30 protein-coding genes are annotated in these 25,808 nt (G+C 59.6%); 14 read left to right on the top strand and 16 right to left on the bottom strand.

Annotated features, from left to right (window positions below; translation table 11 throughout):
* Positions 1-109: 109 nt before the first annotated feature.
* Positions 110-997 carry a branched-chain amino acid aminotransferase gene (locus ACYJRZ_RS10015; RefSeq protein WP_459458461.1) on the top strand — a complete coding sequence of 296 codons (888 nt, stop codon included), beginning with the start codon at positions 110-112 and terminating at the stop codon, positions 995-997.
* A 43-nt stretch (positions 998-1,040) separates the two neighbouring features.
* Here ACYJRZ_RS10015 and ACYJRZ_RS10020 read toward each other — a convergent pair whose 3' ends face one another.
* Positions 1,041-1,724: a glutathione S-transferase N-terminal domain-containing protein gene (locus tag ACYJRZ_RS10020; protein WP_459458463.1), complete on the bottom strand. Its 684-nt coding sequence runs from the start codon at positions 1,722-1,724 to the stop codon at positions 1,041-1,043.
* A 116-nt stretch (positions 1,725-1,840) separates the two neighbouring features.
* On the opposite strand from ACYJRZ_RS10020, the gene ACYJRZ_RS10025 reads away from it, so the two are divergent.
* Positions 1,841-2,464 (top strand): TetR/AcrR family transcriptional regulator, encoded by a 624-nt coding sequence (locus tag ACYJRZ_RS10025; protein ID WP_459458465.1) that lies wholly within the window; start codon positions 1,841-1,843, stop codon positions 2,462-2,464.
* A gap of 51 nt (positions 2,465-2,515) precedes the next feature.
* On the opposite strand, the gene ACYJRZ_RS10030 is transcribed toward ACYJRZ_RS10025, so the two are convergent.
* The 3 genes from ACYJRZ_RS10030 to ACYJRZ_RS10040 all read right to left on the bottom strand — a co-directional run bounded on the left by ACYJRZ_RS10030 (position 2,516) and on the right by ACYJRZ_RS10040 (position 5,354).
* Positions 2,516-3,748, bottom strand: a complete 1,233-nt coding sequence (locus ACYJRZ_RS10030; RefSeq protein ID WP_459458467.1) for an MFS transporter — start codon at positions 3,746-3,748, stop codon at positions 2,516-2,518.
* Positions 3,745-4,431, bottom strand: coding sequence for a YbhB/YbcL family Raf kinase inhibitor-like protein (locus ACYJRZ_RS10035; protein ID WP_459458744.1), 687 nt, complete (start codon positions 4,429-4,431; stop codon positions 3,745-3,747). Before ACYJRZ_RS10035 ends, ACYJRZ_RS10030 begins: the two co-directional genes overlap by 4 nt.
* Positions 4,432-4,538: 107 nt before the next feature.
* Complete coding sequence (locus ACYJRZ_RS10040) at positions 4,539-5,354, bottom strand: helix-turn-helix domain-containing protein (protein WP_459458469.1); 816 nt, start codon at positions 5,352-5,354, stop codon at positions 4,539-4,541.
* Positions 5,355-5,532: 178 nt separating this feature from the next.
* Between ACYJRZ_RS10040 and ACYJRZ_RS10045 the strand changes: the two genes are divergently transcribed.
* Entirely contained in the window at positions 5,533-5,877 is a 345-nt protein-coding gene (locus tag ACYJRZ_RS10045; RefSeq protein WP_459458471.1) for a nuclear transport factor 2 family protein, read from the top strand.
* A 3-nt stretch (positions 5,878-5,880) separates the two neighbouring features.
* On the opposite strand, the gene ACYJRZ_RS10050 is transcribed toward ACYJRZ_RS10045, so the two are convergent.
* Positions 5,881-6,528 carry an aspartate/glutamate racemase family protein gene (locus ACYJRZ_RS10050; RefSeq protein ID WP_459458473.1) on the bottom strand — a complete coding sequence of 216 codons (648 nt, stop codon included), beginning with the start codon at positions 6,526-6,528 and terminating at the stop codon, positions 5,881-5,883.
* 271 nt (positions 6,529-6,799) lie between these two features.
* On the opposite strand from ACYJRZ_RS10050, the gene ACYJRZ_RS10055 reads away from it, so the two are divergent.
* Together ACYJRZ_RS10055 and ACYJRZ_RS10060 are read left to right on the top strand one after the other, a co-directional pair.
* On the top strand, positions 6,800-7,402 hold the full coding sequence (locus ACYJRZ_RS10055) for a superoxide dismutase (protein ID WP_015339177.1): 603 nt from the start codon (positions 6,800-6,802) through the stop codon (positions 7,400-7,402).
* Positions 7,403-7,526: 124 nt separating this feature from the next.
* Complete coding sequence (locus tag ACYJRZ_RS10060; protein WP_459458476.1) at positions 7,527-8,369, top strand: metallophosphoesterase; 843 nt, start codon at positions 7,527-7,529, stop codon at positions 8,367-8,369.
* A gap of 3 nt (positions 8,370-8,372) precedes the next feature.
* Here ACYJRZ_RS10060 and ACYJRZ_RS10065 read toward each other — a convergent pair whose 3' ends face one another.
* Positions 8,373-9,269 carry an AraC family transcriptional regulator gene (locus ACYJRZ_RS10065; protein ID WP_459458478.1) on the bottom strand — a complete coding sequence of 299 codons (897 nt, stop codon included), beginning with the start codon at positions 9,267-9,269 and terminating at the stop codon, positions 8,373-8,375.
* Positions 9,270-9,430: 161 nt separating this feature from the next.
* On the opposite strand from ACYJRZ_RS10065, the gene ACYJRZ_RS10070 reads away from it, so the two are divergent.
* Positions 9,431-10,213 carry an SDR family NAD(P)-dependent oxidoreductase gene (locus ACYJRZ_RS10070; protein ID WP_459458480.1) on the top strand — a complete coding sequence of 261 codons (783 nt, stop codon included), beginning with the start codon at positions 9,431-9,433 and terminating at the stop codon, positions 10,211-10,213.
* 34 nt (positions 10,214-10,247) lie between these two features.
* On the opposite strand, the gene ACYJRZ_RS10075 is transcribed toward ACYJRZ_RS10070, so the two are convergent.
* Complete coding sequence (locus ACYJRZ_RS10075; RefSeq protein ID WP_459458482.1) at positions 10,248-10,949, bottom strand: helix-turn-helix transcriptional regulator; 702 nt, start codon at positions 10,947-10,949, stop codon at positions 10,248-10,250.
* A gap of 129 nt (positions 10,950-11,078) precedes the next feature.
* On the opposite strand from ACYJRZ_RS10075, the gene ACYJRZ_RS10080 reads away from it, so the two are divergent.
* The 3 genes from ACYJRZ_RS10080 to ACYJRZ_RS10090 all read left to right on the top strand — a co-directional run bounded on the left by ACYJRZ_RS10080 (position 11,079) and on the right by ACYJRZ_RS10090 (position 13,331).
* Positions 11,079-11,717, top strand: coding sequence for a LysE family translocator (locus ACYJRZ_RS10080; RefSeq protein WP_459458484.1), 639 nt, complete (start codon positions 11,079-11,081; stop codon positions 11,715-11,717).
* Between the two features lie 164 nt (positions 11,718-11,881).
* Positions 11,882-12,325, top strand: coding sequence for a c-type cytochrome (locus tag ACYJRZ_RS10085; RefSeq protein ID WP_459458486.1), 444 nt, complete (start codon positions 11,882-11,884; stop codon positions 12,323-12,325).
* A 94-nt stretch (positions 12,326-12,419) separates the two neighbouring features.
* Positions 12,420-13,331: a c-type cytochrome gene (locus ACYJRZ_RS10090; protein WP_459458488.1), complete on the top strand. Its 912-nt coding sequence runs from the start codon at positions 12,420-12,422 to the stop codon at positions 13,329-13,331.
* Between the two features lie 13 nt (positions 13,332-13,344).
* Here the strand turns inward: ACYJRZ_RS10090 and ACYJRZ_RS10095 are convergent, their stop codons facing one another.
* Complete coding sequence (locus ACYJRZ_RS10095; protein ID WP_459458490.1) at positions 13,345-14,124, bottom strand: class I SAM-dependent methyltransferase; 780 nt, start codon at positions 14,122-14,124, stop codon at positions 13,345-13,347.
* A 99-nt stretch (positions 14,125-14,223) separates the two neighbouring features.
* Here ACYJRZ_RS10095 and ACYJRZ_RS10100 point away from each other — a divergent pair, with 99 nt between their 5' ends.
* Positions 14,224-14,850, top strand: coding sequence for a C39 family peptidase (locus ACYJRZ_RS10100; protein ID WP_459458492.1), 627 nt, complete (start codon positions 14,224-14,226; stop codon positions 14,848-14,850).
* Between the two features lie 71 nt (positions 14,851-14,921).
* Here the strand turns inward: ACYJRZ_RS10100 and ACYJRZ_RS10105 are convergent, their stop codons facing one another.
* Positions 14,922-15,410, bottom strand: a complete 489-nt coding sequence (locus ACYJRZ_RS10105) for a GNAT family N-acetyltransferase (RefSeq protein WP_069616046.1) — start codon at positions 15,408-15,410, stop codon at positions 14,922-14,924.
* A 198-nt stretch (positions 15,411-15,608) separates the two neighbouring features.
* Complete coding sequence (locus ACYJRZ_RS10110) at positions 15,609-16,022, bottom strand: MerR family transcriptional regulator (RefSeq protein ID WP_459458495.1); 414 nt, start codon at positions 16,020-16,022, stop codon at positions 15,609-15,611.
* Positions 16,023-16,213: 191 nt separating this feature from the next.
* Between ACYJRZ_RS10110 and dmeR the strand changes: the two genes are divergently transcribed.
* From dmeR to bla, 3 genes are all read left to right on the top strand, one after another.
* Entirely contained in the window at positions 16,214-16,486 is a 273-nt protein-coding gene (gene dmeR, locus ACYJRZ_RS10115) for a Ni(II)/Co(II)-sensing transcriptional repressor DmeR (protein ID WP_459458497.1), read from the top strand.
* A gap of 139 nt (positions 16,487-16,625) precedes the next feature.
* Positions 16,626-17,627 (top strand): CDF family Co(II)/Ni(II) efflux transporter DmeF, encoded by a 1,002-nt coding sequence (gene dmeF / locus ACYJRZ_RS10120; protein WP_459458499.1) that lies wholly within the window; start codon positions 16,626-16,628, stop codon positions 17,625-17,627.
* An 85-nt stretch (positions 17,628-17,712) separates the two neighbouring features.
* Positions 17,713-18,711 carry a class A beta-lactamase gene (bla, locus tag ACYJRZ_RS10125; RefSeq protein ID WP_459458501.1) on the top strand — a complete coding sequence of 333 codons (999 nt, stop codon included), beginning with the start codon at positions 17,713-17,715 and terminating at the stop codon, positions 18,709-18,711.
* 82 nt (positions 18,712-18,793) lie between these two features.
* Here bla and ACYJRZ_RS10130 read toward each other — a convergent pair whose 3' ends face one another.
* From ACYJRZ_RS10130 to ACYJRZ_RS10145, 4 genes are all read right to left on the bottom strand, one after another.
* Positions 18,794-19,330 (bottom strand): hypothetical protein, encoded by a 537-nt coding sequence (locus ACYJRZ_RS10130; RefSeq protein ID WP_459458503.1) that lies wholly within the window; start codon positions 19,328-19,330, stop codon positions 18,794-18,796.
* A gap of 73 nt (positions 19,331-19,403) precedes the next feature.
* Entirely contained in the window at positions 19,404-20,909 is a 1,506-nt protein-coding gene (locus ACYJRZ_RS10135; protein ID WP_459458505.1) for a protein adenylyltransferase SelO, read from the bottom strand.
* A gap of 70 nt (positions 20,910-20,979) precedes the next feature.
* On the bottom strand, positions 20,980-21,507 hold the full coding sequence (locus ACYJRZ_RS10140) for a DUF1697 domain-containing protein (protein WP_459458507.1): 528 nt from the start codon (positions 21,505-21,507) through the stop codon (positions 20,980-20,982).
* 20 nt (positions 21,508-21,527) lie between these two features.
* The gene (locus ACYJRZ_RS10145) at positions 21,528-23,621 is read right to left on the bottom strand and encodes a S9 family peptidase (protein ID WP_459458509.1); all 2,094 of its coding nucleotides are present in this window, start codon (positions 23,619-23,621) and stop codon (positions 21,528-21,530) included.
* Between the two features lie 288 nt (positions 23,622-23,909).
* Here ACYJRZ_RS10145 and ACYJRZ_RS10150 point away from each other — a divergent pair, with 288 nt between their 5' ends.
* The gene (locus ACYJRZ_RS10150) at positions 23,910-24,299 is read left to right on the top strand and encodes a DUF930 domain-containing protein (protein WP_069616056.1); all 390 of its coding nucleotides are present in this window, start codon (positions 23,910-23,912) and stop codon (positions 24,297-24,299) included.
* Between the two features lie 80 nt (positions 24,300-24,379).
* Here ACYJRZ_RS10150 and ACYJRZ_RS10155 read toward each other — a convergent pair whose 3' ends face one another.
* Both ACYJRZ_RS10155 and ACYJRZ_RS10160 read right to left on the bottom strand, forming a co-directional pair.
* Entirely contained in the window at positions 24,380-24,712 is a 333-nt protein-coding gene (locus tag ACYJRZ_RS10155) for a chaperone modulator CbpM (RefSeq protein ID WP_459458511.1), read from the bottom strand.
* A 3-nt stretch (positions 24,713-24,715) separates the two neighbouring features.
* Complete coding sequence (locus tag ACYJRZ_RS10160) at positions 24,716-25,627, bottom strand: DnaJ C-terminal domain-containing protein (protein WP_459458513.1); 912 nt, start codon at positions 25,625-25,627, stop codon at positions 24,716-24,718.
* Positions 25,628-25,808 lie beyond the last annotated feature (181 nt).

A 25,808-nucleotide genomic window follows, 5' to 3' on the forward strand; every position in this document is an offset into this window, starting at 1 on the left:
GAATGCGGTATCGCGCGCTTTGTTGCAAATGGAATTTGCCGCGTAGTTTATGCTTGACCCTAAGATTGCGCGGTTATTTTGTCGTCGCCGGTTAAGAGAGGAAACACCCATGTCCGTCGATACGTCGCCCCGCACCACCACCTGGACCTATGTCGAAGGAGAATGGCTCTCCGGCAATCCGCCACTGATCGGGCCGACCTCGCATGCCATGTGGCTCGGCTCGACCGTGTTCGACGGCGCACGCTGGTTCGATGGCATCGCGCCCGACCTCGATCTCCATTGCCAGCGCATCAATCGTTCGGCCGTCGCCATGGGACTGAAGCCGGTCAAGACCTCGCAGGAGATCGAGGCGCTCGCCTGGGAAGGCATCAGGAAATTCGACGGCAAGACGCCGATCTATATCAAGCCGATGTATTGGGGCGAGCATGGCTCGCCGGGCAGTGTCGTTGCCGTTGACGCTGAATCGACACGCTTCGCGCTCTGCCTGTTCGAGGCGCCGCTCGGCGGCAACGGTGGCATCACGCTCACCGTCTCGCCCTTCCGCCGTCCGTCGCCGGAAACTGCGATGACCGACGCCAAGGCCGGTTCGCTCTATCCGAACAGCGGCCGCATGATCCTGGAGGCGAGAAGCCGCGGCTTTAACAATGCGCTCGTACGCGACTTGAACGGCAATGTCGTCGAGACGGCATCCTCCAATGTCTTCATGGTCAAGCACGGCATCGTCTATACGCCGGTCGCCAACCGCACCTTCCTTGCCGGCATCACGCGCGCCCGCGTCATCGGCCTGCTGCGCCAGGAGGGCTTCGACGTGCGAGAGGAAACTCTATCCGTCGAACAGTTCATGACGGCCGACGAGATCTTCACGACGGGCAACTATTCCAAGGTCGTTAGCGTCAATCGTCTCGATGATCGCGAGTTCCAGGAGGGACCGGTCGCCCGCAAAGCACTGGAACTTTACATGAATTGGGCGCATGGCCGCAGCGCCAGCGAGGAATAAACCCTTCTCACAAGGAGAAGGACCTGCGGAAGAGTGCGGCTGTTTATGGCCGCACGGGTGTTCCTACGCGACCTGCCGAAGAGATGTAGGATCGTGGCGCGAAGAAAACGCCATCAGTCTCGAAAGCCTCAAGGTCTTCGGCCTGGAGCGCGTGCCGGACGCTCGGTCTTGCGCTGACGCGGGCCATGAACTCCTGTAACGCTGGCCTCCGCGCGACGTCGATCTTGATCCACGGCGACCAGTTCAAGCAGACGAAGAGATAGGCGTCAGCGACCGTGAAGTCGTCACCGGTCAAATAGGGGCCGATGAGCCGGCTGTTCAGCCAATCCAGTCGTTTGCATACCAGTTCATAAATGCCGGCATGAGCGCCTTCATAAGCGGCGTTGAAGAGCATCGCCATTGGCTTGTGAAGTTCGGCGGTGATGAAATTCAGATAGGATTGAACCTGGCTTCTCGCATAGGTTCCGGCCTCCGGCAGGAGGCGCGATCCCTCCGGTGAACATTCCGCGAGGAATTGCACAATCGCAGGACCTTCGGTCAGCACCCTCCCATCATCAAGCATCAATGCCGGCACGTAGCCATTACCGTTGATGGCAAGGTAGTCCTCGCCCAAACTCGTCCGATGAGTCTTCCGATCAACTTCGACGAGTTCAACATCCAGCCCCACTTCCCGACAAACGATGTGCGGCGACAGGGAGCAAGCGGCGGCGTGCATGTAGAGTTTCATGGGTTTTTCTCCTTTTCGATGCAGGCGCGAGGTATGACGTCGGCATCCCTTGAATATTTGTACCATTTCGCATAAAACTCATCCGGTCAAGATTTTTGTGCGAAGTAGTATAAAATATGAAGAGCGAGAAAAAGCAGGGTCGTCCACGCGCTTTTGACGCCAAAGCAGTCATCGGGCAGGCGCGGGAGGTCTTCTGGGACAGGGGGTTCTCGGCCGCCTCATTGGATAATTTGAGCGCCGCGACGAAACTGAACCGGCCGAGCCTATACGGCGCGTTCGGTGACAAGGAGGACCTCTATCTTGACACCCTGGAAGGCTACCGCAAGGACAGCCTCGATATATTGTCTGAGGCGCTCAACCCGACCCTCACGCTGCGGGAGAATCTCGCGCGCATCTACGCCGAGGCTCTGAAAATATACCTGCATGGCTACACCGCGGCGCGTGGCTGCTTCCTGATCAGCACGGCCACGGCAGAGGCTATTCAGCATGATCGAGTACGGGAGGTATTGCGCCGCAGCTTGAATGAATTCGACGATGCGATAAAGGAACGCATGGAGCTTGCGGTTGAGCAGGGCGAGCTTCCGGCTGAAGCGGATGCTGCAACTCTCGCAAAGCTGGCATCCGCTGTCATGCATTCGCTTGCCGTTCGAGCGCGTGCAGGCGATACGCGCGAAACGCTGGAGGCGATCGCGCGTTCTGGCGTCGATTTTATCTGCGGCCGGCTACAAGGGGCGGCTTGATGTTGCTCGGATCGATTTTCAGACATCAAACTCAAGCAAAGTCATCGATCCTTACACGGAAGCTTCCTTCTTCGGGCTGACCCACCAGCAATAGATAGCTCCAAGCGCGAGCAGCACGCAGGTTCCGAGGAACACGGCGCGCATGCCGATATGGCCGCCGACGAAGCCGCCCAGGACTGGGCCTGCCACCTGACCGACATATTGCGAGGAAATGGAGAGCCCGAGAATGCTGCCGGTGGCCGCATCGGGAACGTTATGCCGGATAACGGCGGTGATGCAGGGCAGAAGGCCGCCGAGCGCTACGCCCATCAGGAAGCGTAAGCCGATCAATTGCCAGGCCGAGGTCACGAAGGCCTGCGGTATCAACAGCAGTGCCGCAACAGCAAGGGCCGCCATGATGACGCTCCAGTAGCCGATGCGGTCGGCGAGCTTGCCGAGCCAGGAGGAGGACAGGATGCTGCCGAGCGCAGCGGCCGCCATGACGACGCCGGAGACCATCGTCACATTGGCATCCGTGACGAACTGCGCGACATAGACTGTGATGATCGGCTCGATCGACATATTGGCGAGCATCAGCAAGAGGCCGAGCGACAGCATGGCGACGACGGGGCGTTTGTCCGGAATGGAGGCCCAGCTGCCGCTGGCCTTCGCGGCTTTCTTGCGCGCCGTGGACTTCTCTTCCTTGATCAGGAACGTCGTCGCCAGGAAGGTTAGGAAGATCACGCCGCCGGCCAGCAGGAAGGTACCGCGAATGCCGATAACAGGCGGCAGCGCGCCTCCAATCAGCGGTCCGACGAGATTGCCGGCCATGATGCCCGCCGACAGCGTGCCCAACGCCCAGGCAGAGCGATGCTTCGGCGTCTGCGCGGCTACCAGCACCATCGATCCCGAGGCATAGCCGCCGGCAAGACCGGTGAAGAGGCGCAGCGCCACGAGTTGCCAGACATTGCCGGCCATGCCCATTAGCGAGATCGCGACCGTCATGCCGAGGCTGGCGCGGATCAGCATCAGCTTGCGGCCGTATATATCGCCGAGCCGCCCCCAGAGCGGCGCGACCAAGGCTGCGGCAAAGAAGGTGGCGCCATAGGCGATGCCGGACCACTGCACGATCGCGGCCTTGTCGCTGACGCCGAGTTCCTCGACATAGAGCGGCAGGAAGGGGAGCAGCAGCGTCATCGCCACGATCGTCGTGAACGAGCCGACGAGGCAGATGATCAGGTTCCGCATCCAATGGGCGGTTTCCGGCTCGGCCGGTGCGGCTGCATCCCATCTCGTCTCGGTCATTTCTCGGCCTTTGCATTCAATGTATAAAACAGTTCCTGGCTGCCTGATGCGAGGATATGACCTTTCGCGGCGGCAAGCAGATCGGCGCGGGTGAAGAGATCGGGCAGGCTCAGTCGGTCGACGTCAAGCGCATAGACCGTAACGTGGTAGCTGTGGACACGTTCGTCATTCCAGGGCGGGCAGGCGCCCATATAGCCACCGTGCGGCCCATCCTTCAAATTGCCGCCGCCGGCGCCATTCTGGCCGCGCCGCCCATAGGCCGTGCGCTCGAGCGGTAGGCCATTGGCTGAAGGACCGTTTCCGTCCACGCCTTCGGCAAGGCTGGTGCGCGATGCCGGGATATCGGCCAGCACCCAATGAACGAATTCCATCCGCTTGAAGTCCTTTAGGATGGTCTTGTCGGCCTTGTTGAACAGCGAGAAATCCGCGGGAACGTCGGGGTCGACCATAGTCAGTGCATAGGAGCGCGTTCCCTTCGGCCCTTTCGACCAGGAGACGGCAAGGCTTTTGTTGGGGCCGGGGGCCGACTTGTCTGAAGATGTCGAAATGCAGGAGGCGTTTTCCGGCAGCATCATCCGGCCATTGCTCTTTGCAAACGTCACCTTGAGATCGGCCGACAAGGCCGGGGTGGCGACAACTGCTGCGATGACGATGGCGTTCAGAAGGTTGAGCATGGTTTTCATGATGTGCCCTTTCATGTTGCGGCTCCTGTGAGCCTTCGAGGGCAGGGTGTAACAAATTCGTCTCGAGCATCAGTGCGCGCAAACGCTCAAAATACGGCTTGGAACGCTCACGCGCTGCGAAGTCGATCGGCAAAGCGGCGCGGCGAGCGATAACCGGTGGCCAGCGCGGCTTCACGCAGCGACAGCCCGTCCTCGGCGAGAAGTGTCGTGGCCAGCGCCACGCGCTCGCTTGTCAGTACCTCTCGCAGGGAAGCGCCCTCGCGTGACAGGCGGCGGCGTAGCGTGGCGTTGCTGGTGCAGAGCTCTGCGGCGATGAGATCGGCTGTCCAGGCTCGATCCGGCTGCCAGCGCACCAGCGCCCGCACCGCCTCGGCTGTGGTCTCGGGCGAACCGGGGAGGGCGCCACGCATACCGAGCACCATGAGGATTTCGAGAAGTCTGTGCTCGATGAGCGGGATGGGCATGTCGCCGCCGGCAATGCCTTCGCCTGCATGATTAATGGCGGCAGCCAGTAGAGGATCGAGCGGCAAGTCTGCCTGAGAAGCGATCTGGGCAGGCGGAAAGGCCTTTGCCGCCCGCCGTGTCAAATCCTTTGGAAAAGTAATGAAGATCGCACGATAGACGCCGGTCTGTGGATCGGGGTCGTTGACGACATCGCCGTTCCAGCCGGCCGGCAGCACGAGCACCGTACCGGCGGAAAAATACCGCTGGCGCCCCATGCTGACGATTTCCTTGGAACCTTCCAGAATGGCGACGATTGAAACCTGTGAAAACGAGCAACTGGCAATTCGCTCGCGTTCGCGAGTGACAAAGGTAAAGAGGCTGGAATAGCTGCCGATGCCGGTCGGCTCAGCCACCGGACGATTGTCCTTAGCCGCCAGGCGGCGCAGCTTTTCCAAAATGTGGTGATGAGCCTCGGACACTGCGATGGCCTTCTGCTGATTGGGGTGACTTCGAAGTTTGGACCACACGGGCGACGATGCCAAGCCTGCAATGCGGCTTGTTGGTTCGCATGGCCTGTGTTATTTTCTGATTGCATTTTGCAATCAGTTTTGGCGCGCCACCGCAAACATTGTGCGTCTGAAAAGGAGGAGCCACATCATGAACTCTCTCGAAAATGCCCGCTGCGACACGGTCAAGCGTCTCTTTGCCGCATATCTGGCGCAGCATCCCGATATCGTGGATCCGATGCTAACCCAGGATTTCACCTTTTCCAGCCCGCGCGACGACCATATCGATCGCAAGAGCTATTTCGAGCATTGCTGGCCGAAGGAAAAGGTCTTTCGCGACATTCATATCGAACATCTGGTCGCCGATGGCGATGACGTTATCGTTGGCTATCGTGCCGAGAAAATGGACGGTGGCAGCTTTCGCAACGTTGAGATGATCCGCTTCGCCGGAGACCGCATTGCTGAGGTCAATGTCTATTTCGGGCGAAGTGTGTAGCGGTCAGCGCGCAATCTTCACCATCGCGGCTGCAAGCGCAGTCGCAGGACCGGTCATCGGTTGCAAACAGCCTTCAGGAAGAAGGCGTGCCGCATCGGTCATGGAGGCTTGCGCGAAGGCAATAGTGACGGGGCCTTCGCCATGGGCTGCCTTTACCGCGTCGGCAATGGAGACAAGATAGGCTGACAGATCGCCCGCCCGGAAGTGTGCCCACGCGCCAGCGACCAGTCGAACCTCGATTTCGGTTCCCGTTGCCTTTGCCGCCGCTTCAAAAAGTGCCGATGTTGGTGCGATAGTCGTTTCGACCGTACAGAGCACTATGACTTTGCCGCCGACCTTGATCGCTTCTTCCGCCAGCGTCGCATCCGCGCGTATGATCGGCGCTGCGGCACCGGCTTCGACCTTTGTCACTGCCGGGCCAAGCGTCGAGCAATTGAGCACGACCGCGTCGGCATCCTCCGCCAGATGCCAGAGTAGCGCTGCCGTTTCGGCCAAAATCGCATCCGTCAGGCGCCCTGCTTCTTCGGCGGCAAGAAGAAGATCGGCGCGGACATGATGACGCAGCATGCCCTCAGGCAGCCCAAGTGCCATCGCCGCCGCTTCATAAACGGCGATGTTGCTTTCAGCCGTGTGCAGACAGGCAATCGTCACAGATATTCCTCATCCACACCATGAGATCCGTAAACCTAGCCTCGGCAACATGCCTTGTCGACCTTTCGGTGCAGCGTTCGCCCTGAATTCGGACATCATTATATGCCGGAAGGTTAATTTCTAAGTACATGCTATACTTGATTGAAAAATAGGGCAATTTTTGCTCCCGCACGCAACTTTTTTGGCATGTCGCCGGTTGCTCTTCCAGGCGGTGGCTCCTATGTTCCGCTTCACCTGCCGACGCAATTTTTTGCCAAGAGGAGATATGACCATGGCTTTCGAATTGCCTGAACTTCCTTACGATTACGATGCACTTTCGCCCTTCATGTCGCGTGAGACGCTCGAATATCACCACGACAAGCACCACAAGGCTTATGTCGACAACGGCAACAAGCTCGCTGCCGAAGCAGGTCTTGCCGATCTCTCGCTCGAAGAGATCGTGAAGAAGTCCTTCGGCACCAATGCCGGCCTCTTCAACAATGCGGCCCAGCACTACAACCACATCCACTTCTGGAAGTGGATGAAGAAGGGCGGCGGCGGTAACAAGCTGCCGGGCAAGCTCGAAGCTGCCTTTGCTTCCGATCTCGGCGGTTACGACAAGTTCAAGGCCGATTTCGCCGCTGCCGGCGCTACCCAGTTCGGCTCGGGCTGGGCATGGGTTTCCGTCAAGAATGGCAAGCTCGAAATCTCCAAGACCCCGAACGGCGAAAACCCGCTCGTTCATGGTGCTGACCCGATCCTCGGCGTCGACGTCTGGGAACACTCCTACTACATCGACTATCGCAACCTGCGTCCAAAGTACCTCGAAGCATTCATCGACAGCCTCATTAACTGGGACTACGTCCTGGAGCGCTACGAAGCCGCTACGAAGTAAGTTCGCCGCATAGGCTGGCTTTCGCACCCGGCGTCTATTGGGCGTCGGGTGTTTTCTTGTCTGCCAGGCTATTGATATACCCAAGCGCCGTATGGCTGCCCAGGAGATCGCCTAAGGAGGCTGAATGCCATCAGCGCCGCTTTTCCGCTTCGGTGTCATCGCCGATCCGCAATATGCCGATCTCGCGCCCAATCTCACCCTCAATCGCTATCCTGCGAAAAGCCTCGACAAGCTTCGCGAGGCCATTGAGGAATTCAACCGGCATGATCTCGACTTTGTAGTGACCCTCGGCGATATCATCGACCGCGAATGGAAGAGTTTCGACGCTGTTTTGCCGGTCTACGAGACCTTGCATCATCGCAAGCATTTCCTCCTCGGCAACCATGATTTCGCCGTGGCACCCGACCACCTCGGCACGGTGCCGGCGCGGGTCGGCATGCCGTCAGCCTATTACGATTTCAGTCTTTCCGGCTATCGCTTCATCGCGCTCGACGGCAATGAGGTTAGCCTCTTCGCTTCGCCGGAGGGCGATCCTCGCCGGCAGGAGGCGAAGGATCGGATGAAGGCGCTGGAAGATGCTGGCGCGCCTAATGGCCAGCGCTGGAATGGGGCGATCGGCGACACCCAATTTGACTGGCTTGCCAAGAAGCTGCGGCAGGCGAAGACGGAAGGCGAGAAGGTCATCATCCTGAATCACTACCCGATCTTCCCGGGAAATGCGCACAATGCGCTCGACAGCGACCGCATGCTTTCGCTTTTGGCCGGGCACGATCATGTCGTCGCCTACCTTAACGGTCACAATCATGCCGGCAATTTCGGCCTGTCGGACGGAACCTATTTCGTCAATTTTAAGGGCATGGTGGATACCGAAGATACGAGTGCCTATGCGATCGTCTCGGTCTATGAGGATCGGTTGGAAATCAGCGGCTTTGGCCGCGAGACGAGCCGAACCCTGCCGCTGCGCTAAACCTTATTCCGCCGCCATCCGCATCTCGGTTACGTCCCGTTTCGGCGGCGTGCCGAACATGCGGGCATATTCGCGGCTGAACTGCGAGGCACTTTCGTAGCCGACCCGGTAGGCGGCACTTTCGACATTGGCATGGCCGGCGACCATCAGGCGACGGGCTTCGAGAAGCCGCATCTGCTTCTGGTACTGCAGCGGCGTCATCGAGGTCAGCGTTTTGAAATGCTGGTGGAAGGAGGAGGGGCTCATCCGCGCGGCGGCCGCAAGTTGCTCGATACGCACCGGCTCAGCAAAGTTGTCGCGCAACAGGCGGATGGCGTCGGCGATGCGTCGGGTCTGTCCATCAGGCAGCACCAGCTTGCAGACCTCGCCGCCATTGGGACCGGTGAGCAGCCAAAAGCAGATTTCCCGCATGATCGTTGGATAGAGCACCGGAATGGCGCTTGGGTTGGACAGCACGCGGGTCAATCGTACGAGGCAGTCGGCAAGCTCATCGCCGAGATTCTCGATGAAGATGCCAAGTCGCGCGCCGCCTGTCGGTTTCGGCGGCCTGTCGAGCTGCTCCATCACCTCACGCATCATGCCCACATCGAATTCCAGGGAGATGGCGATATAGGGTTTCTCGACACTCGCCTGGACCACCCTGCCGGCCGCTGGCAGCTCGATGCTGATGATGAGCGCCTGCATCTCGCCATAATCAATCACCCTTTCATTCAGCATCAATTGCTTCGCACCCTGCAGAATGACGCAGAGCGCCGGCCGGTAGATCATCGCATGCGGCATTTTCGGCTCGGTCGAGCGCATGATCAGCAGGCCATCGATGCCCGTGGAAAACACGCCATTGTTTCCGCTGTCATTGGCTTCGATGAATTGCGTGATCGCATCTTTAAGGGCTGACGACATCGCGGTCTCCGAAGCAGGCTGCTGTTGCGCCATCATAGCAGCGGGGTACCCGCGGACAAGGCAGTTGGAGGAATAGGCAAGAAATTCAAGAGTTCCGGCATTCAGGGAAAAGGCTCTGCAGGCGTAGATTCCGGCCACCAAACATTTCCTGGAGAACCGCAATGACGACTGAAAATACCGACAAAACAAAGACAAAGGTTGCGATCATCACCGGCGGCAGCCGCGGGCTCGGCCGCAATACCGCCATTCATCTCGCCAAGCGCGATGTCGATACCATCCTGACCTATAACACGAATAAGGCAGAAGCCGATAGCGCCGTTGCCGAGATCGAAGCACTCGGCCAAAAGGCTGTAGCCTTACGGCTCGATACCGGCGATGTCGCATCCTTCGACGCTTTCGTTGCCGAAATCGGCCGCGTGCTGCAGAAGGGGTGGGCGCGCGATCGCTTCGATTTTCTCGTCAACAATGCCGGCACGTCCTACCACTCCTCCATCGCCGAAACGACGGAAGCCGAGTTCGACAAGCTTTACAATGTTCATCTCAAGGGCGTCTTCTTCCTGACGCAGAAGCTGCTGCCGCACATCAATGATGGTGGCCGCATCGTCAATATCTCCTCCGGCCTTGCCCGCTTCAGCAATCCGGGCTCATCGGCCTATGCGGCGATGAAGAGTGCGGTCGAGGTGCTGACGCGCTACTTTGCCAAGGAGCTCGGCTCGCGCGACATCACTGTCAACACGGTGGCGCCGGGCGCGATACAAACAGATTTCAGCGGCGGCATCGTCCGCGACAATCCCGAGGTCAACAGGATGGTCGCCTCCATGACGGCGCTCGGCCGCGCCGGCCTGCCCGACGATATCGGCCCGATGATCGCCTCGCTGCTGTCGGACGACAATCGCTGGGTCAACGGGCAGCGCATCGAAGCCTCGGGTGGCATGGTTCTTTAATTCGCGACGTTAGATCTGTGGGATCTGCAGCACCTCAGCCGGCAGCGGCTGGGGTGTTTATCTGCCACCCGTTCACCCAGATCTGCCTGAGGCCATCGCCTTCGCCCTTGAACCAGAGGCCGGTCGGCTGGCAATCCTCCATCCGGTCGCTGCGGAAATTGCGGATGGCCTGGCGCAGCTCGCACCAGGCGACGATGTTAGCGGTCTCCGAATAATAGATGAGGGCGATCGGCCGGATGATGCGTTCCGTGGCGCGGCCGAGTTCGTCGCGATAGGCAAGGTCGAGCTTTTCCTCGTCGCGAATGGCGCGTCGCACCAGCGAGAGGTCGATCGCTGAGGCGGAAGGTGCGGCAAAGCCCCAGGCATGCAGCGCATTCGCGTCGAGTGTCTGGCGCAGCGGCGGCGGCACGGCGCCCGCGATCTTGGCGGTGACGCGCTTGGCCGCCTGCTTCAGTTCGGCATCGCCGGTGCGCTCCAACAGCGCCAGCGACAGCACGATCGCCTCCATTTCCTCGATTGAGAACATCAGCGGCGGCAGGTCGAAGCCGGGTCGCAATATGTAGCCGATGCCTCGCTCACCCTCGATTGGCACGCGCATCGCCTGAAGTGCCGCGATATCGCGATAGACAGAGCGCACCGTCACCTCCAGCTGAGCGGCAATGACGGCTCCCGTCACCGGCCGCTTGGCCAGCCGCAGGATCTGAATGATCTCGAAAAGGCGCGACGCCTTACGCATTTCTTGTTTCCAAAGATGAAAGCTACTGACAATACACCGTCAGTTGGCTCGATTTATAAGACCGCCTATTCGATTGAAAATCAACCATTTCCTCTCCTGTCTCCAGAGAGAGGGCGATAGGCAACTGACATGGGTTACGCAGAGAATCTCTGGCTCTTCTTCATACTTCTCTTAGGCATCATCATCGTACCGGGCATGGACATGCTGTTCGTGCTCGCCAATTCTCTCACCGGTGGCAGCAATCGAGGCCTCGCCGCGACGGGCGGCATCATGCTCGGCGGCGCCGTGCATTCGCTGAACGGCGCCATCGGCATTGGCCTGCTGATGCATTTCGTGCCAATTCTCTTCAATCCGCTGCTGGTCGCCGGCGGTGCCTACATGGCATTCATCGGCTATACGCTGATGCGCAGTTCCATAACCATTGAGGGAGGCGAAGGGCCGGCCGCCAGTCGCTCCGCCTGGAAGGCGTTCCGGCAGGGCGCGGTGACTTGCCTGATCAATCCCAAGGCCTATCTGTTCATCTTTGCCGTCTATCCACAGTTCCTGAAACCGGATTACGGGCCGATGTGGATACAGGCCGTCATCATGGGAGCCATGACCATCGCAACGCAATTTGCCGTTTACGGCGGACTTGCCATCACTGCCGGGCGCAGCCGCGATCTGTTGGTTGCCAATCCCAAGGCAACCGCATTCGCAGGCCGCGCAGCCGGGCTGCTGCTTGTCGCCGTTTCGGTGTTCACGGTCTGGGAGGGCCTGAAGTTGGCGTGAGGGCTGAGGCGGCGAATGCGTGTGTCTATTGCATGACGCTGATTTCACTCAACTCTCACCACTTTGTGACTTCATTGCCGGAAGGGAAACCGGCAAACATGTCGCCGTAACCATGCGCCGGGCTGCATGCGCGGTCTTGAACACCCGAAAGGTAGGAGAACGAAATGAAGTGGAAAGCGATTGTGATGGCGACGGCTCTGGCTGGCATCGCACTGGGTTCGGTCATCGCAGCCGATGGCACGCATGACTCCCGTATCGGGATGATGAAGAAGATCGGCGGCGCCACCGGGGCCCTCGGTGCGATCGCCAAGGGCGATAAACCCTATGATGCCGATATCGTCAAGGCTTCGCTGACAACGATCGCCGAAACCGCCAAAGCCTTCCCTGCTCAGTTTAACCCGCAGAGCGACAAGGCCGATCCCGAGGTCAACCCGAAGATCTGGGATAATCTCGATGACTTCAAGGCGCATGCCGCCAAGCTTTCTACCGATGCCGAGACGGCGCTGGCCCAGCTTCCCGCCGACCAGGCCGGTGTCGGCGCGACGCTGAAGACGCTTGGCGCTAACTGCGGTGCCTGTCATCAGGCCTATCGCGTCAGTAAGAACTAAGCGGTAGGTCGGCCTCGTCTGAATATCGATTTAGCGTCCGCATCGGTTCTGCTGGTGCGGAGCTTATAACCAGAGCTGGGGCGAGGGTGGAAAGATGGCACGGTTTATTCGATGGTTGCTTTGCCTTTTCGGAGTGATCATCCTCGGCAGCGGCACGTTTTACGTCATCACCGCGCCGTCGCCTCTGCCGGCAAGCCATTGGGCCAATCTCGGCGGTCCAGATGTCAAGAATGGCGAGATGGTCTTCTGGGCCGGCGGCTGTACGAGCTGTCATGCGGCTCCCGGCGCGCAGGGCGATGCCAAGCTGGTGCTTTCGGGCGGCCTAGCGCTGATCAGCCCCTTCGGCACCTTCCATGTGCCGAATATCTCGCCGGATGAGAAGGCGGGGCTTGGCAGCTGGACGCTTGCCGATTTCGGCAATGCCATGAAGCGCGGCGTCGGCAAAAACGGCGAGCACCTCTATCCGTCCTTTCCCTACGGCTCATATGCCCGCATGAGTGACAAGGACATCAACGATCTCTGGGCCTTCCTGAAAACGCTGCCGAAGAGCGACAATGTCGCCCCGCCGCATGAGCTGCCCTTTCCCTTCAATATCCGGCTGGCGCTCGGCGGCTGGAAGTTCCTCTATCTCAACGACCAGCCGCGTATCGTGCTCGCCAGTGCCGACGAGAAGGTCAAGCGTGGTCAGTATCTCGTTGAAGGGCCAGGACATTGCGGCGAATGCCACACGCCGCGCGACAGCCTCGGCGGTTTCGTAAGTGGCCAATGGCTGGCGGGTGCGCCCAATCCGGAAGGCAAGGGGCAGATCCCCGATATCACGCCCGGCTCGAAAGCCATCGGCAGCTGGAGCGCTGGCGACATCGCCAACTACCTCGAAACCGGCTTCACCCCGGACTACGACTCCGCCGGCGGCTCGATGGCCGAAGTCCAAAAGAACATCGCTCATCTGCCGGCAACCGATCGCGAGGCGATCGCGGCCTATCTGAAGGCGCTGCCGGCGAAGTAAAGCTGCAAGATGCTCAAGCCGCGCCTGCGCGTCGTGCGAGATAGAGATGGGTTTCATAATGCAATTCGAATACGCCGCCATGTGCGTCAATGGCATCGGCAAGCTCGGAAAACAGCGTTTCCCGCTGACCCTCGGTCAAAAGCCGGTAGCTTGAGAGCGTCCGCAAAAGGTCGGTATAGCTCTGTGCCGTGTGCGATCGGCTCCAGTAGTAGCAGTGATGCGCTGGAGCTTCGAAGTAGTCGGACTGCTGCAACTCCCGAGCAAAAGGGCCATCGGGCAGATACCATGCCTCCACGGGCGGGCCGGCAAACTGCAGGGCATGGCGGGCGTAGATCTCCGCGAACTTTTCGGATAGCGGCGGTTCCGGCTTCATCGGCACATTGCCGAAGACGGCGAGTGTTCCTCCTATCGCGAGGAGGGCAGCCGTCGCAGCGAAGCGCAGTTCCGGCGAAACCCAATGGAAGGATTGTGCCGCGAAGATCAGCCTGAAGCTCTCGGGCTTGCCCGGCCATGCTTCGAAGGTGGTTTGCTCGAATTGCACTCGCGGAAATTCCGCCAATCTTTCCCGGGCAACTGCAATCAGTTCCGCGCCGGGATCAAGCGCGAGAATGGAGAGGCCACGGCGGGCAAAGCCCTCTGTCGCCTGTCCGGTGCCGCAGCCGATTTCGAGGACCTGATCCTTGGCTTCCAACCTGGCGAAATCGATGACATCGGCAAAAAGCGCATCAGGATAGAGCGGGCGGGAAGTATTATAGAGGCTGGCGACGCCATCGAATGTGAACCGCTGTTCCAAGGCGCATCTCCAGTTGCAGATCGAAGTTAACAGCCATTTTTCTAGCGCATTTCCGGACAAGCTTGTAGCTACGGGATTCGGCAACAGGAGAGTGTGGTCGTGGACGCAAGGGTGGCGCGGAAGGTTCCTTATTTCAGCCAATGGGAAACGCCTGACATGACGCTGGCGGTCGTCGCCGAGGGTGCACAATCGGCCTTGCTGAAGGACCCGCTCTGGGCGTCATCCGGCGCAGGCAGCGTCGAGGATTATGCCCGCTGGGCCGGCAATCTTTGCGGTATGGCCTGCCTGAAGATGGTGCTTGCCGCCCGTACCGGCAAAGCCGTGCCGATCATGGATCTGGCCATGGGCTGCCGGGAGTATGGCGGCTATGTCGAGGAGGCGGATGGCCGGATCAAAGGATTGATCTATGCGCCGTTCGTCCCATTCGTTCGTGATCGCTTCGATCTGGCTGCCCGGGTCGTTACCGGGATTTCCGTCGCTGACATCGCTGATATCCTCGACCAGTCGGAGTTCTTCATCGCGTCGGTGCATCATTCGATCCGCTGGCCAGAGACCGAGCCGCCAGCCAAGGGTGGCCATCTGGTGCTGGTGACATCAATCGACGGCAATAATATCCGCTTCCACAACCCATCCGGCCACATCGATGCGACGCGCGAGGATGCAGAGATGCCGCTGGAGGCGTTTGAGAGGTTCTTTGCAGGCCGCGGGATCGCCATCGATCGCTAAAGCATTTCCAGGCGCAATGCCAGAAAGCGCCAAAGATCAGTCTTCGACGGCGATCCTCTTAAAGGCCGGCATCAGGCCAGAGCCTGAAGGTAGCGCATGCCGGTGACCGGACGCGGCTTGAAATCCATGTTTTCGTAGAAGCGGTGGGCCTGGAAATTCCCCGTTGCAGCGCCGACCGAAAGATAGCTGCAGCCCGCCTTGCGGGCGATATCGCGGGCGCGGTCGACCAGATGCTGCCCGACGCCGTGGCCGCGATGGCCGTCACGCACGAAGAGATGATGCAGGTCCATGCCGCGCTGGCCTTCCTGCGCCTTGTAGAGCGGCACGAGGATAGCGTAGCCGATTAGCCCCTGCTCGCCTTCGGCGACAAGGGCCGTGATCCAGGGCACTGGGCCGAAGAGGTCGCGCTCGAGCTGCTCCGGCGTCGTGCCCGAGGGGTCGCCGTGATGGGCGGCGAGCAGCCGGATCATGTCGTTGAGCTCAGGCAGGTCGCGCGGCTGCGCATTGCGGATTGTGAGCACCGGTGGGCGGAGAAGTGAGATGTCGCTATCGTCTAGCATGGCATTTGGCGTCCTTGTTTTTCAATGAGCCGTCAGGACGCTGCCGATACAACAAAGCCGCCTGACGGCGGCTTGTTGACAATATGATCTGTCTTGGCCGCCCGTTACAGGTACAGCCAAAAATACGAGCAATTATGGAGCGCGTGCGTGATCATGGGTGCATCAATGATCCGGTTCAGCACGTTTGTCAATGGGGGCTCAATGCTCGTGTTCGCATAGGCCATGATCGGAAAGCGCACGGATGACATAGCAGTCTTCGATGCTGTGGCCGTCGCAATGCGAAACGATGCGCTCCAATTCGTGCTCGAGCTTCTTCAGCCGCGCGATCTTGGTGCGAACGTCATCCAGATGCTCCTTGGCGATACGATCGGCGCCGACACAGGGGCGGTCCGGATGCTGACTGAGCGAAATCAGCTCCTTGATGGCATCGATCGTCAGTCCGAGGTCGCGGCCATGACGGATAAAGGCGAGGCGCTCAAGATCGGCATTGGAGTAACGCCGCTGATTGCCTTCGCTGCGCTCCGGCTCCGAGATCAGGCCCATCTGCTCGTAATAACGTATCGTCGGCACTTTCACGCCTGTCCGCTTGGATAGATCGCCGATAGTTAGCATTGTATGGCCTCCAATACCTCTAGTCTCTAGAGCAATATATGAGACCATTCGTCCAAATTGCAAGGCTAGGTAGCTGTGACAGCGGGCGAATACTCAGCGGGCTGCTTCACCGCCCAATCGTCGCCGCAAAAAGTGGCTTCCAATTCATCGTCACAAATAGTATACCCCCCTATACTATAATCGAGGCCGCGATGTCCCATACCATTCGTCAACAAGCCAAGCTCCTCTCGCGCGTTCGTCGCCTCAAAGGGCAGATGGAGGCGGTGGAGCGAGCGTTGGAGGCCGAGCGGCCGTGTGGGGAAATCTTGCAGCTGCTCGCCTCCATTCGCGGTGCCCTGACGGGGCTGACCGGAGAGGTGCTGGAAGATCATCTGCATGAACATGTGCTGCATGCCGAAACTGATGAGGCCCGCCGGCATGCAGTCGATGAGATAGCCGACGTGCTGAAGACCTATCTGCGGTGACCAGAGCATGTCGCGCAAAAGTGTGCGGCGGTTTTGCGATAACGACATGCGAAAAATCGAAGACATAAAACGCCAGGAATGCATCTGAAAGATCGCGACGCGTTTTATGGTTTCAGGCGTTCAAAGAGAGACCAATGTCATGAGTATTTCCTCCGAAATGGGCCACAGCCACGTTTTTCTGGGCTCCGATCATCAGCGCAACGAGCGCCGCATCTGGCTCGTCATCGCACTGACAGCCGTCATGATGGTGGTCGAGATCGGCGCGGGCACGATCTATGGCTCGATGGCGCTGCTCGCAGACGGCTGGCATATGTCGACCCATGTTAGCGCCATGTTGATTTCGGCGCTTGCCTATCTCTATGCCCGCCGGCATGCGCATAATGCACGCTTTACTTTCGGCACTGGCAAGTTCGGCGATCTCGCGGGCTTTGCCAGCGCCATCGTGCTGGCGCTGATCGCGCTCATCATGGGCTGGGAGAGCATTCTGAGACTGCTCGATCCGGTGGCGATCAATTTCCGCGAAGCGATTGCTATTGCGGGAGTGGGCCTTCTCGTCAATCTCGCCAGCGCCTGGTTGCTGCGCGACGACCATAGCCATCATCACCACGGTCACGCCGGCCACGGGCACAGCCACCCCCACGATCATGACCATCACCATCACCATGCAAATGACGACGATCATCATCATCACGACCATGGCCAAAAAGGCGTCAGGGACAACAATCTGCGCTCGGTCTACGTCCATGTCATTGCCGATGCGATGACATCGGTTCTGGCCATCGCCGCCCTGTTGCTCGGCAGCCGTTTCGGCTGGACCTTCCTCGATCCCGTCATGGGTATCGTCGGCGGCCTGGTCATCCTGCAATGGGCATGGAGCCTGCTGCGTGCCTCTGGTGCGGTTCTCCTCGATTTCATCCCGCAGGGCGAGGATCTGCCGGAGGAGATCCGCGAAGCGATCGAGACGGAGGAGGATCGCATCACCGATCTGCATGTCTGGCAGGTCGGCCCTGGTCACCATGCGGCGATCGTTGCGGTCGCAACACCGGTGTCGCGCGAGCCATCTTTCTACAAGGCCCGGCTTGCCAATATTCACGAGCTCTCGCACGTGACGGTCGAAGTTACCGTCGACAAGGCGGCATAAAATCCGCTAGCAACCGGTCAGGTCAGAGGCTTGCCATATTCCTCGCATAGCCCAAGACCTGCCGATTCCGCTGGAGGCCTTTTATATGCCCACATTGCTCACGCGCCGCCGCCTCATGGCGGGCTCGGCGCTGCTTTTTCCCGCCTTGATACTCGGCCCCGACGCGCTTTTCGCTCAGGATAGCGGCGCATCGCCGCCGCCTCCTGCAACGGATAATTCGGCAACGCCTGACGCCAGCGGCCAGGGAATGGAAGGAGACGGCGGAGCGCAGGATAGTTCGCAACTATCCGACGATGTCGACAAGCAGCTCGCCGATCTGGAAAAGAAGACCGGCGGTCGTCTCGGCGTTTCGGTGCTCGACACCGAAACCAATATTTCGCTCGGCCATCGCGAGGAGGAGCATTTTCCCCTGTGCAGCACCTACAAGGCGCTTGCCGTTGGCTTTGTGCTGGCGCGCGTCGATCAGGGCACGGAAAAGCTCGACCGCCGCGTCACCTACGGCAAGGATAAGGTCGTCACCTATTCGCCGGAAACCGAAAAGCATATCGATGGCGATGGCATGACCATTGCCGAGCTCTGCGCGGCTGCAATCACGCTGAGCGACAATACGGCCGGTAATCTTCTGCTCGAAAGCTTCGGCGGACCTGCCGCTTTGACCTCGTGGTTGCGCACCACGGGCGATACCGAGACCCGCCTTGACCGCAACGAGCCGGATGTCAACCAGGCCGTCAAGGACGACCCTCGCGATACGACGACCCCGGATGCGATGCTAGATTCGATCGGACTTCTGACGCTCGGCAATACGCTCTCGGACACATCGCGGCAGCAGCTGGTCAATTGGCTCGTCGCCAATACCACAGGCAACAACCGCCTGCGCGCGGGCCTGCCGAAGGAGTGGAAGGTCGGCGACAAGACCGGCACGGGCAACAGCGGCTCCTATGCCGATATCGCTGTCATCTGGCCGCCGGACCGCGGTGCGATCCTGGTCACGACCTTTGTTGCCGAGGCGACCGCGCCTGCAAAGGATGTCGAGGCTGTGTTTGCCGAGATCGGCAAGATCGTGGTCGGCATGGTCGGGCAATAGCGAGATATCGATAATAAATAGAAGACGATACGAGCAAGATGTGAATCAGTTCCGTATCGTCTTCATGTAATCCGTCAGCATGCTAGACCAGTGCCAATGCCGCGGCCGCGCTGTCCGTTTCCTGATCGCTATCACTACCTGCGTTGCCGGCCCCGAGCTTCTGCTTGATCTCATCGGCAATCTGGTCGTTGATCGCCTTCTGCTCGTCCGCCGGCAAAGACTTGAAGGAATCTTCCGTCAGGCCATGCGCTTCGAGATATTGTGCGCGGATCTTCTGGGCCGGAGTCATATTCGCCCATTTTGCAAACTCGTCCAGAATATCCTGATCGGATTGCCCGCTTGACGATGCCGAGCTGCTTCCGTCCGCTGCCGCGGCGCTATCTTGCTCGCTGCCGTCGTCCGACGTCGAAGACGAGATGCTGCCGAATTGGCTGAGCCAAAAGCCGGATGAAATGGAGGAGGGGATGCCGCTGGACGAGATGGATGGTGCCTGTGAATCGTCTTGCTGGCCGCCGGTATCGTCCGGCAGCGAGAAAGGCGTGCTATCGTCGCTGCCGCTGCTTTGCTGGCCGCGGATGGGCGTACCGAAATAGTGTTGCGTGCCGCTGTGCACTTTCATCGTCATATCTCCCTGCGGGTCGAGATGACGATGACTCTGCAAGCCTGTCCGGGGCTTGTGCGATCAAGCTTACTCAGGTGCCGCAGAAGGTTTGAAGCACCCGTTCCGCCGGCAATGGTGGCTCGGCATAAGGCGCAAAAGCAGGTTGATCCTGGTAAGGAGTTGCAAGCACCTTCAGCAACGCTTCGAACAACGAGAAATCACCATCCTCGACCGCCGCCTCGATGGCCTGCTCGATTCGGTGATTGCGGGGAATGAAGACCGGATTGACCTTGCGCATCGCTGCTGCGCGCGCCGAGGGGGTTTGCGGATCGCGAGCAAGCCGCTCCCGCCAGCGTTCGAGCCATGGCGCCGTTGATTGCGGATCGCTGAAGGTCGCGGCAAAATCGCCGACGTCTTCATCTGCGGCGAGGGCGGCAAGGCGGCGGAAGGTGAGGGTGAAATCAGCACCCTGCTGCTGCATTGTCGCCAACAGCGACTGGATCAGCTCAAGATCGCCGTCTTCCTCGTTTGCAAGACCGATCTTGGCGCGCATGCCGGCAAGCCAATAAGCCTGAAAGCGTTCGCCATAGGCTTTGATGACCGTGTTCGCCAAATCGATTGCCGCGTCGACGGAGGGGGCGATCAGCGGAATCAGCGTCTCGCCGAGGCGCGCAAGATTCCATTGGCCGATCGCGGGCTGGTTGGCATAAGCATAGCGGCCGTTGCGGTCGATGGACGAAAAGACGGTCGCCGGATCATAGGCATCCATGAAGGCGCAGGGACCGAAATCGATCGTCTCGCCCGATACGGTCATATTGTCCGTGTTCATTACGCCGTGAATGAAGCCGACATGTAGCCAGCGCGCGATCAATGAAGCTTGCCGGTCGACCACGGCTTCGAGCAGGGCGAGATAAGGGTTCTTGCGATCTCGGATCTCGGAATAGTGCCTGTCGATGACGTAATCCGCCAAGGTTCGTACGCTCTCCGTATCGCCCCGCGCCGCAAAGAATTGGAAGGTGCCGACGCGGATATGGCTTGCCGCCACGCGGGTAAACACTGCACCTGGCAGTACTTCCTCGCGATAGACAGGCTCTCCAGTGATCACGGCAGCAAGCGCCCGCGTCGTCGGAATTCCAAGCGCATGCATCGCCTCGCTGACGATATATTCGCGCAGCACCGGGCCGAGTGCGGCGCGCCCGTCGCCGCGGCGGGAAAACGGCGTCGGTCCCGGCCCCTTGAGTTGAATGTCTCGGCGCCTGCCGTTGCGATCCTTCACTTCGCCAAGCAGGATCGCGCGTCCATCGCCAAGCTGCGGCACGAAATTGCCGAATTGGTGGCCAGCATAGGCCATGGCGATCGGCTGCGATCCCGGTAGAAGCTCGTTACCGGAAAAGATCGTCGCAGCGTTCGCTCTCAAGGCTTCGACATCCAGCCCGAGTTCTCGCGCCAGCACCTCGTTGAGTTTGATCAGCTGCGGTACGGCAACCGGCGTCGGCGCCTGGTCCGCAAAGAACTGCGGCGGCAGACGTGCATAGCTATTGTCGAAGGCGACCGTCGGCGCCCGAAGCGCGGTATCATCGTGAAGAGGAAAGCTCATGCTCCTAAGGTAGGGCCGGTGCGTGGGAGGCGCAAGGTGGATGTCGTAATCGGCTTTGCTGTTGCCGATTTCAAAGTCCGCTGTTCTCCAGCTCCCGTGCCATTTCCGCGAGCTTGCGCACCGTATTGAGATTTCTGGACGTTCCCGCCTTCAGCGCCGGCAGCTTCAGCTTCGAGCGTCCCGAGCCATCGGGATAATGCACATAGATTTCACGCCCGGCGACATGCACTTCCTCGCCGCCGGGCGCGACAAGTTTCTCCAGCGCATCTTTCGCTGCATTTTCCTGCAGGAAGGTCACCAGCAGGTAGTTCGGCTTGGCGTGCGGAAAGGGCGAATGTTCTGCAGCCCTTTCCAGAGCCTCGCGGCTGCGCAGGATCACGCCCGGAGACTTGCCCATCTTGACCGCCAGCGCCTCTTCAAGTTGAGCTTGCACCGCCGGCTCATCCGCTTCGGTGCGGAAGACCACATTGCCACTCTGGATATAGGTGCGCACATCCCTGAAGCCGATCTCTTCGCACAGCGCCTTGAGATCGGCCATGGGCAGCATGCCGGTGCCGCCGACATTGACGGCACGCAGCAGGGCAACGAAGACGGTCATGGTTTTCTCACCTGTCCGGCCTACATCTTTTCGGCGACCTTGACGGCGAACGCATATTCGAACGCCACTTCCTCAAGGCGCTGGAAGCGACCGGAAGCGCCGCCATGGCCGGCATCCATGTTGGTCTTCAGGAGAATGGGCGCTTCGCTCGTCGTCTTGTCACGTAGCTTGGCGACCCACTTGGCCGGCTCCCAATAGGTGACGCGTGGGTCGGTGAGGCCGCCGAGCGCCAGGATCGGCGGATAGGGCTTCTCGCCGACGTTGTCATAAGGGCTATAGGCGGCGATCTGCTCGTACTCTTCCTTGCTCTCGATCGGGTTGCCCCATTCCGGCCATTCCGGCGGCGTCAGCGGCAGGGTGTCGTCGAGCATAGTGTTGAGCACGTCGACGAAGGGCACTGCGGCGATGATACCGGCGAATTTTTCCGGCGCCATGTTGGCGACGGCCCCCATCAGCATGCCGCCAGCCGATCCGCCTTCAGCGATGATCTTCGCGTAAGAGGTGAACTTCTGCTGATTCAAATAGTCGGCGGCTGCGATGAAGTCCTTGAAGGTATTGGTCTTCTTTTCCATCTTGCCGTCTTCGTACCAGGCAAAGCCCTTGTCCTTGCCGCCCCGGATATGGGCGACAGCATAGACGAAGCCGCGATCGGCGAGCGACAGGCAATTGGTGTTGAAACCGGCCGGGATCGTAACCCCGTAAGCGCCGTAGCCATAGAGAAGGCAGGGGGCTGAGCCGTCGAGCGGCGTGTCTTTGCGATAAAGCAGCGTCACCGGCACTGTCTCGCCATCCCACGCGGGTGCGAAGACGCGGCGCGTCACATAGTCTTCCGGATTGTGGCCGGAGGGCACTTCCTGCGTCTTCAGCAGCGTGCGCTCGCGCGTCACCATGTTGTAGTCGTAAAGCTGGCTTGGCGTCGTCATCGAGGAGTAGGAGAAACGGATGACATCCGTGTCGTATTCCGCCGCACCCTGCAGGCCGAGCGCATAGGCCTCTTCCTCGAAGGCGATCGCGTGTTCCTCGCCGGTGCGGCGGTCGCGGATGATGATGCGCGGCAGGCCGTCCTTGCGCTCCAGCCAGAGGAGATGGCGGGCATAGGCGAGATGGCTGAGGATCAGCGTGCCCGGCTTATGGGGCACGACCTCACGCCAGTTTTCCTTGCCTGGGTTCTCTGCCGGCGCTTCCATGATCTTGAAATCCTTGGCGTCGCCGTCATTGGTGAGAATGTAGAAGACGTCTCCGCCTTCGCTGATCTCATATTCGATCTCGGTTTCGCGCTCGGCCACGATCTTGGGCTCGGCGGTGAGATCCGAGGTCGGGATGATGCGGTATTCGCTGGTCTCGTGATCGTGGATATCGATGAAGATGTAATCGTCGAGCAGTGAGCCGCCGACGCCCATGAAGAAGCCTGGATCCTCCTCCTCGTAGACGAGCCGGTCGTCCGACTGCGGCGTGCCGATGATGTGATGGAAGATCTTCGAGGGGCGGTGGTTCTCGTCCTGCAGCGTATAGAAGAAGCTCTTGCCATCGGGCGCCCAGACGGCATCGCCGCCCGTATTCTCGATCACATCGGCCAGATCTTCGCCGGTCTCGAAGTTGCGGATCTTCAGCGTGAAATATTCCGATCCTTTGTCGTCATAGCCCCAGATGCCGTGGCTGTGATCGGAGGAATGATCGAGGCCGGAAAGTCGGAAATAGGATTTTCCCTCATTCTCCTTGTCGCCATTCAGCAGCAGCTTGCGATCGCCGCCATTGCGCGGCTCGCGGAAGAAGTGGGGCTGTTCGCCGCCGGTGACGAAGAGTGTGCCGTAAGCGTAGGGCCCATCCTTCATCGGTATCGAGCTGTCGTCTTCCTTGATACGGCCCTTCATCTCGGCAAAGAGAACCTTCTGCAGCTCCTTCGTGTCCGCCATCGCGGCGTTCATGTATGCGTTTTCCGCCTCCAGATGCGACCGGATTTCCGGCGCCAGGATCGACGGGTCCTTAAACATCGCCTGCCAGTTGTCGGCCCGCAGCCACGCATAATCGTCGGTGCGGGTAATGCCATGACGTGTATCCGTAAACGGTTTTTTCGGAGCGGCGGGCGGGGTGGGAAGATTCTTGAAAACTGACACGAGGAGCGCTTTCTCTGGAGTGAAAGTCGGAGGTGAAGTGAAGAGAGAAATAGAGGGCAGCGAGGTGAGGTTCAAGCGGCAAGTCCGCTCCCTCCAGCTTCATGCGAGCAGCCGATATTAGTTTTACTCGAACAGGCAGCTTGCGGGAGACCGCGTCGCGGCGCTGCCTTGATGAGACCACATTCTTTATCGAAGTGGGCATACAGTGCGTCGACATGAAGGCGGTTAAAGCCTTCTCTAATGGAGCGGACGCACTCAAATCCAAAACAATGCAAGGGACCGGTCTTCATGCTGAAACTCTTCGCCATCCTGATTCCATTGGTTAGCGTCGCCACCTCCGCTTTTGCCGTCGATGCGGCTATCAAGAAGCAGTTGGAGAAGCTCGATCCGTCGGAACGAATGGAGCAGGCGTGCGATGCAGAAGCCATGAAGCGAATCGGCACGGACAAGACGGGTTTCAAGCCGGACAAGGTGATCGCCTATACTTTCGGCGATCCGGATATGAAGCCGGATGCCATGAACGCGCCCGGCGCGGTCTTTCGCAGCAAGGGCGACTGGTACCACCTCTCGTATACGTGCGTGACGGGGCCTCAGCACATCCATGTCCGCGATCTGAGCTATCAGATCGGCGACAAGGTGCCGCGCGACGCCTGGCAGGAGCATTATCTTTACGATTGAGCGCCCGGATAAAGCGGCAGGGGCCGCCCCCGGACATCACTTCATGGCGGCCACACTCTATCCTGAGGTAGTTTCCTACCTTATCGCCGTCTCAGCGATTCCAAACGTGTCAGCTCCGACAGGATGTGGTCCTGCACATCGGGCGGTTGCCGGCACACAGCGTCCGTCAGGTCGCGCAGGGTCGCTCTGAGGCTGTGAAGTTGATCCACCAGATCCATAACGACATCGACGCCGGGCTCGTTGACGCCCATCGATTTGCTGAGATCGAGGATGAGACGGCCGCGCGCAATGTCGGCTTCGTGGAAGTTGCGGCCCTGATCGGTGACTTCGGGCACGACCCAGCCCTGGGATATCCAGACTTCCAGCACCGTGGTTTCGATCCGGAGGTGAAGTCGAAACTCGTTCTCGTTCATCGCTTACCCTCCCATGGTCTTTCTGGGATCCTGCGCCTTGCCTGCCTCCCATTCGGAAACGAAGCGCGTCAGCTCGGGATCCGGCGCATCTGGGAGTACGATCTTCAGCGAGACATAGGCATCGCCATTATCTTTGCCGCGCACGGGTGCGCCCTTGCCCTTCAGACGCAGTACCTTGCCGGTATTGGAGTTCGGCGGGAGCGTCACTGTCACTGCACCCGAGGGTGTCGGAACCCGGATCTTGCCGCCCAGCACGGCCTCGCTCAGCGAAATCGGCAATTCCATCCGGATATCGTCGCCATCGCGGGTATAGAAACGGTGCGGGCGCACGTGTACTGCAATTAGCGCATCTCCGGGCTTGCCGCCGTTGAAACCAGGATCGCCCTTGCCCTTCAGCCGAAGCGTTTGCCCATCGCGCGTTCCCGGCGGAATTTGAACGTCCAGGGCAGGCCCGTCCGGCAGGTTGATCTGCTTCTTGGCGCCGTTGATGGCATCGAGAAAATCGACCTCCATCGTATAGTGATGGTCTTGACCCTGCATTTGCGATTGGCCTCGGCTGCGCCGCGAGAAGAAGCTGGAAAATATATCGTCGGCATCGCCAAAATCGGCAAAGCCGCCCGCATTCTGATAGCGGCCGCGCTGCCCCTCCTGCGCTGCATAATCACGGTAGTAGTTGCGCGGCGCCTGCTCGGCACCGCTGCTGTCGATCTCGCCGCGGTCGAACCGCCCACGCTTCTCCTCGTCGCCGAGAATGCCGTAGGCGGCTGAGACCTCTTTGAACTTGTCCTCGGCTTGCTTGTCGCCGGGGTTAAGGTCGGGGTGCAGCTTCTTGGCAAGCTTGCGATAGGCGCTTTGAATGTCCTTTTGCGGGGCGTCCCGCTTTACGCCTAAGACTTCATAGGGATCGCGACTCATACATGTCTCTCTTTGGGAGCACGGAAAAATACGCAGATAGTGTCACGCCAATCGCATATCAATCGTAGCATAGACGCGAGGACGTTGAAGCCCGTGCTTTGCAGCTTTCACGCCTGATGCATTTCCGATGTGAAATGGCATAATGCAGCCAGTCCGCCATATTTCCGGCGTGTTGCCGAAT

Source organism: Rhizobium sp. No.120 (genome assembly GCF_054558365.1).

What these genes read in the sequence shown, in the direction of transcription:
- ACYJRZ_RS10015 (WP_459458461.1), top strand. Translation starts at nt 110, where the DNA reads ATGTCCGTCGATACGTCGCCCCGCACCACCACCTGGACCTATGTCGAA.
- ACYJRZ_RS10020 (WP_459458463.1), bottom strand. Translation starts at nt 1,724, where the DNA reads ATGAAACTCTACATGCACGCCGCCGCTTGCTCCCTGTCGCCGCACATC.
- ACYJRZ_RS10025 (WP_459458465.1), top strand. Translation starts at nt 1,841, where the DNA reads ATGAAGAGCGAGAAAAAGCAGGGTCGTCCACGCGCTTTTGACGCCAAA.
- ACYJRZ_RS10030 (WP_459458467.1), bottom strand. Translation starts at nt 3,748, where the DNA reads ATGACCGAGACGAGATGGGATGCAGCCGCACCGGCCGAGCCGGAAACC.
- ACYJRZ_RS10035 (WP_459458744.1), bottom strand. Translation starts at nt 4,431, where the DNA reads ATGAAAACCATGCTCAACCTTCTGAACGCCATCGTCATCGCAGCAGTT.
- ACYJRZ_RS10045 (WP_459458471.1), top strand. Translation starts at nt 5,533, where the DNA reads ATGAACTCTCTCGAAAATGCCCGCTGCGACACGGTCAAGCGTCTCTTT.
- ACYJRZ_RS10055 (WP_015339177.1), top strand. Translation starts at nt 6,800, where the DNA reads ATGGCTTTCGAATTGCCTGAACTTCCTTACGATTACGATGCACTTTCG.
- ACYJRZ_RS10060 (WP_459458476.1), top strand. Translation starts at nt 7,527, where the DNA reads ATGCCATCAGCGCCGCTTTTCCGCTTCGGTGTCATCGCCGATCCGCAA.
- ACYJRZ_RS10065 (WP_459458478.1), bottom strand. Translation starts at nt 9,269, where the DNA reads ATGTCGTCAGCCCTTAAAGATGCGATCACGCAATTCATCGAAGCCAAT.
- ACYJRZ_RS10070 (WP_459458480.1), top strand. Translation starts at nt 9,431, where the DNA reads ATGACGACTGAAAATACCGACAAAACAAAGACAAAGGTTGCGATCATC.
- ACYJRZ_RS10075 (WP_459458482.1), bottom strand. Translation starts at nt 10,949, where the DNA reads ATGCGTAAGGCGTCGCGCCTTTTCGAGATCATTCAGATCCTGCGGCTG.
- ACYJRZ_RS10080 (WP_459458484.1), top strand. Translation starts at nt 11,079, where the DNA reads ATGGGTTACGCAGAGAATCTCTGGCTCTTCTTCATACTTCTCTTAGGC.
- ACYJRZ_RS10085 (WP_459458486.1), top strand. Translation starts at nt 11,882, where the DNA reads ATGAAGTGGAAAGCGATTGTGATGGCGACGGCTCTGGCTGGCATCGCA.
- ACYJRZ_RS10090 (WP_459458488.1), top strand. Translation starts at nt 12,420, where the DNA reads ATGGCACGGTTTATTCGATGGTTGCTTTGCCTTTTCGGAGTGATCATC.
- ACYJRZ_RS10105 (WP_069616046.1), bottom strand. Translation starts at nt 15,410, where the DNA reads ATGCTAGACGATAGCGACATCTCACTTCTCCGCCCACCGGTGCTCACA.
- ACYJRZ_RS10110 (WP_459458495.1), bottom strand. Translation starts at nt 16,022, where the DNA reads ATGCTAACTATCGGCGATCTATCCAAGCGGACAGGCGTGAAAGTGCCG.
- dmeR (WP_459458497.1), top strand. Translation starts at nt 16,214, where the DNA reads ATGTCCCATACCATTCGTCAACAAGCCAAGCTCCTCTCGCGCGTTCGT.
- dmeF (WP_459458499.1), top strand. Translation starts at nt 16,626, where the DNA reads ATGAGTATTTCCTCCGAAATGGGCCACAGCCACGTTTTTCTGGGCTCC.
- bla (WP_459458501.1), top strand. Translation starts at nt 17,713, where the DNA reads ATGCCCACATTGCTCACGCGCCGCCGCCTCATGGCGGGCTCGGCGCTG.
- ACYJRZ_RS10130 (WP_459458503.1), bottom strand. Translation starts at nt 19,330, where the DNA reads ATGAAAGTGCACAGCGGCACGCAACACTATTTCGGTACGCCCATCCGC.
- ACYJRZ_RS10135 (WP_459458505.1), bottom strand. Translation starts at nt 20,909, where the DNA reads ATGAGCTTTCCTCTTCACGATGATACCGCGCTTCGGGCGCCGACGGTC.
- ACYJRZ_RS10140 (WP_459458507.1), bottom strand. Translation starts at nt 21,507, where the DNA reads ATGACCGTCTTCGTTGCCCTGCTGCGTGCCGTCAATGTCGGCGGCACC.
- ACYJRZ_RS10150 (WP_069616056.1), top strand. Translation starts at nt 23,910, where the DNA reads ATGCTGAAACTCTTCGCCATCCTGATTCCATTGGTTAGCGTCGCCACC.
- ACYJRZ_RS10155 (WP_459458511.1), bottom strand. Translation starts at nt 24,712, where the DNA reads ATGAACGAGAACGAGTTTCGACTTCACCTCCGGATCGAAACCACGGTG.
- ACYJRZ_RS10160 (WP_459458513.1), bottom strand. Translation starts at nt 25,627, where the DNA reads ATGAGTCGCGATCCCTATGAAGTCTTAGGCGTAAAGCGGGACGCCCCG.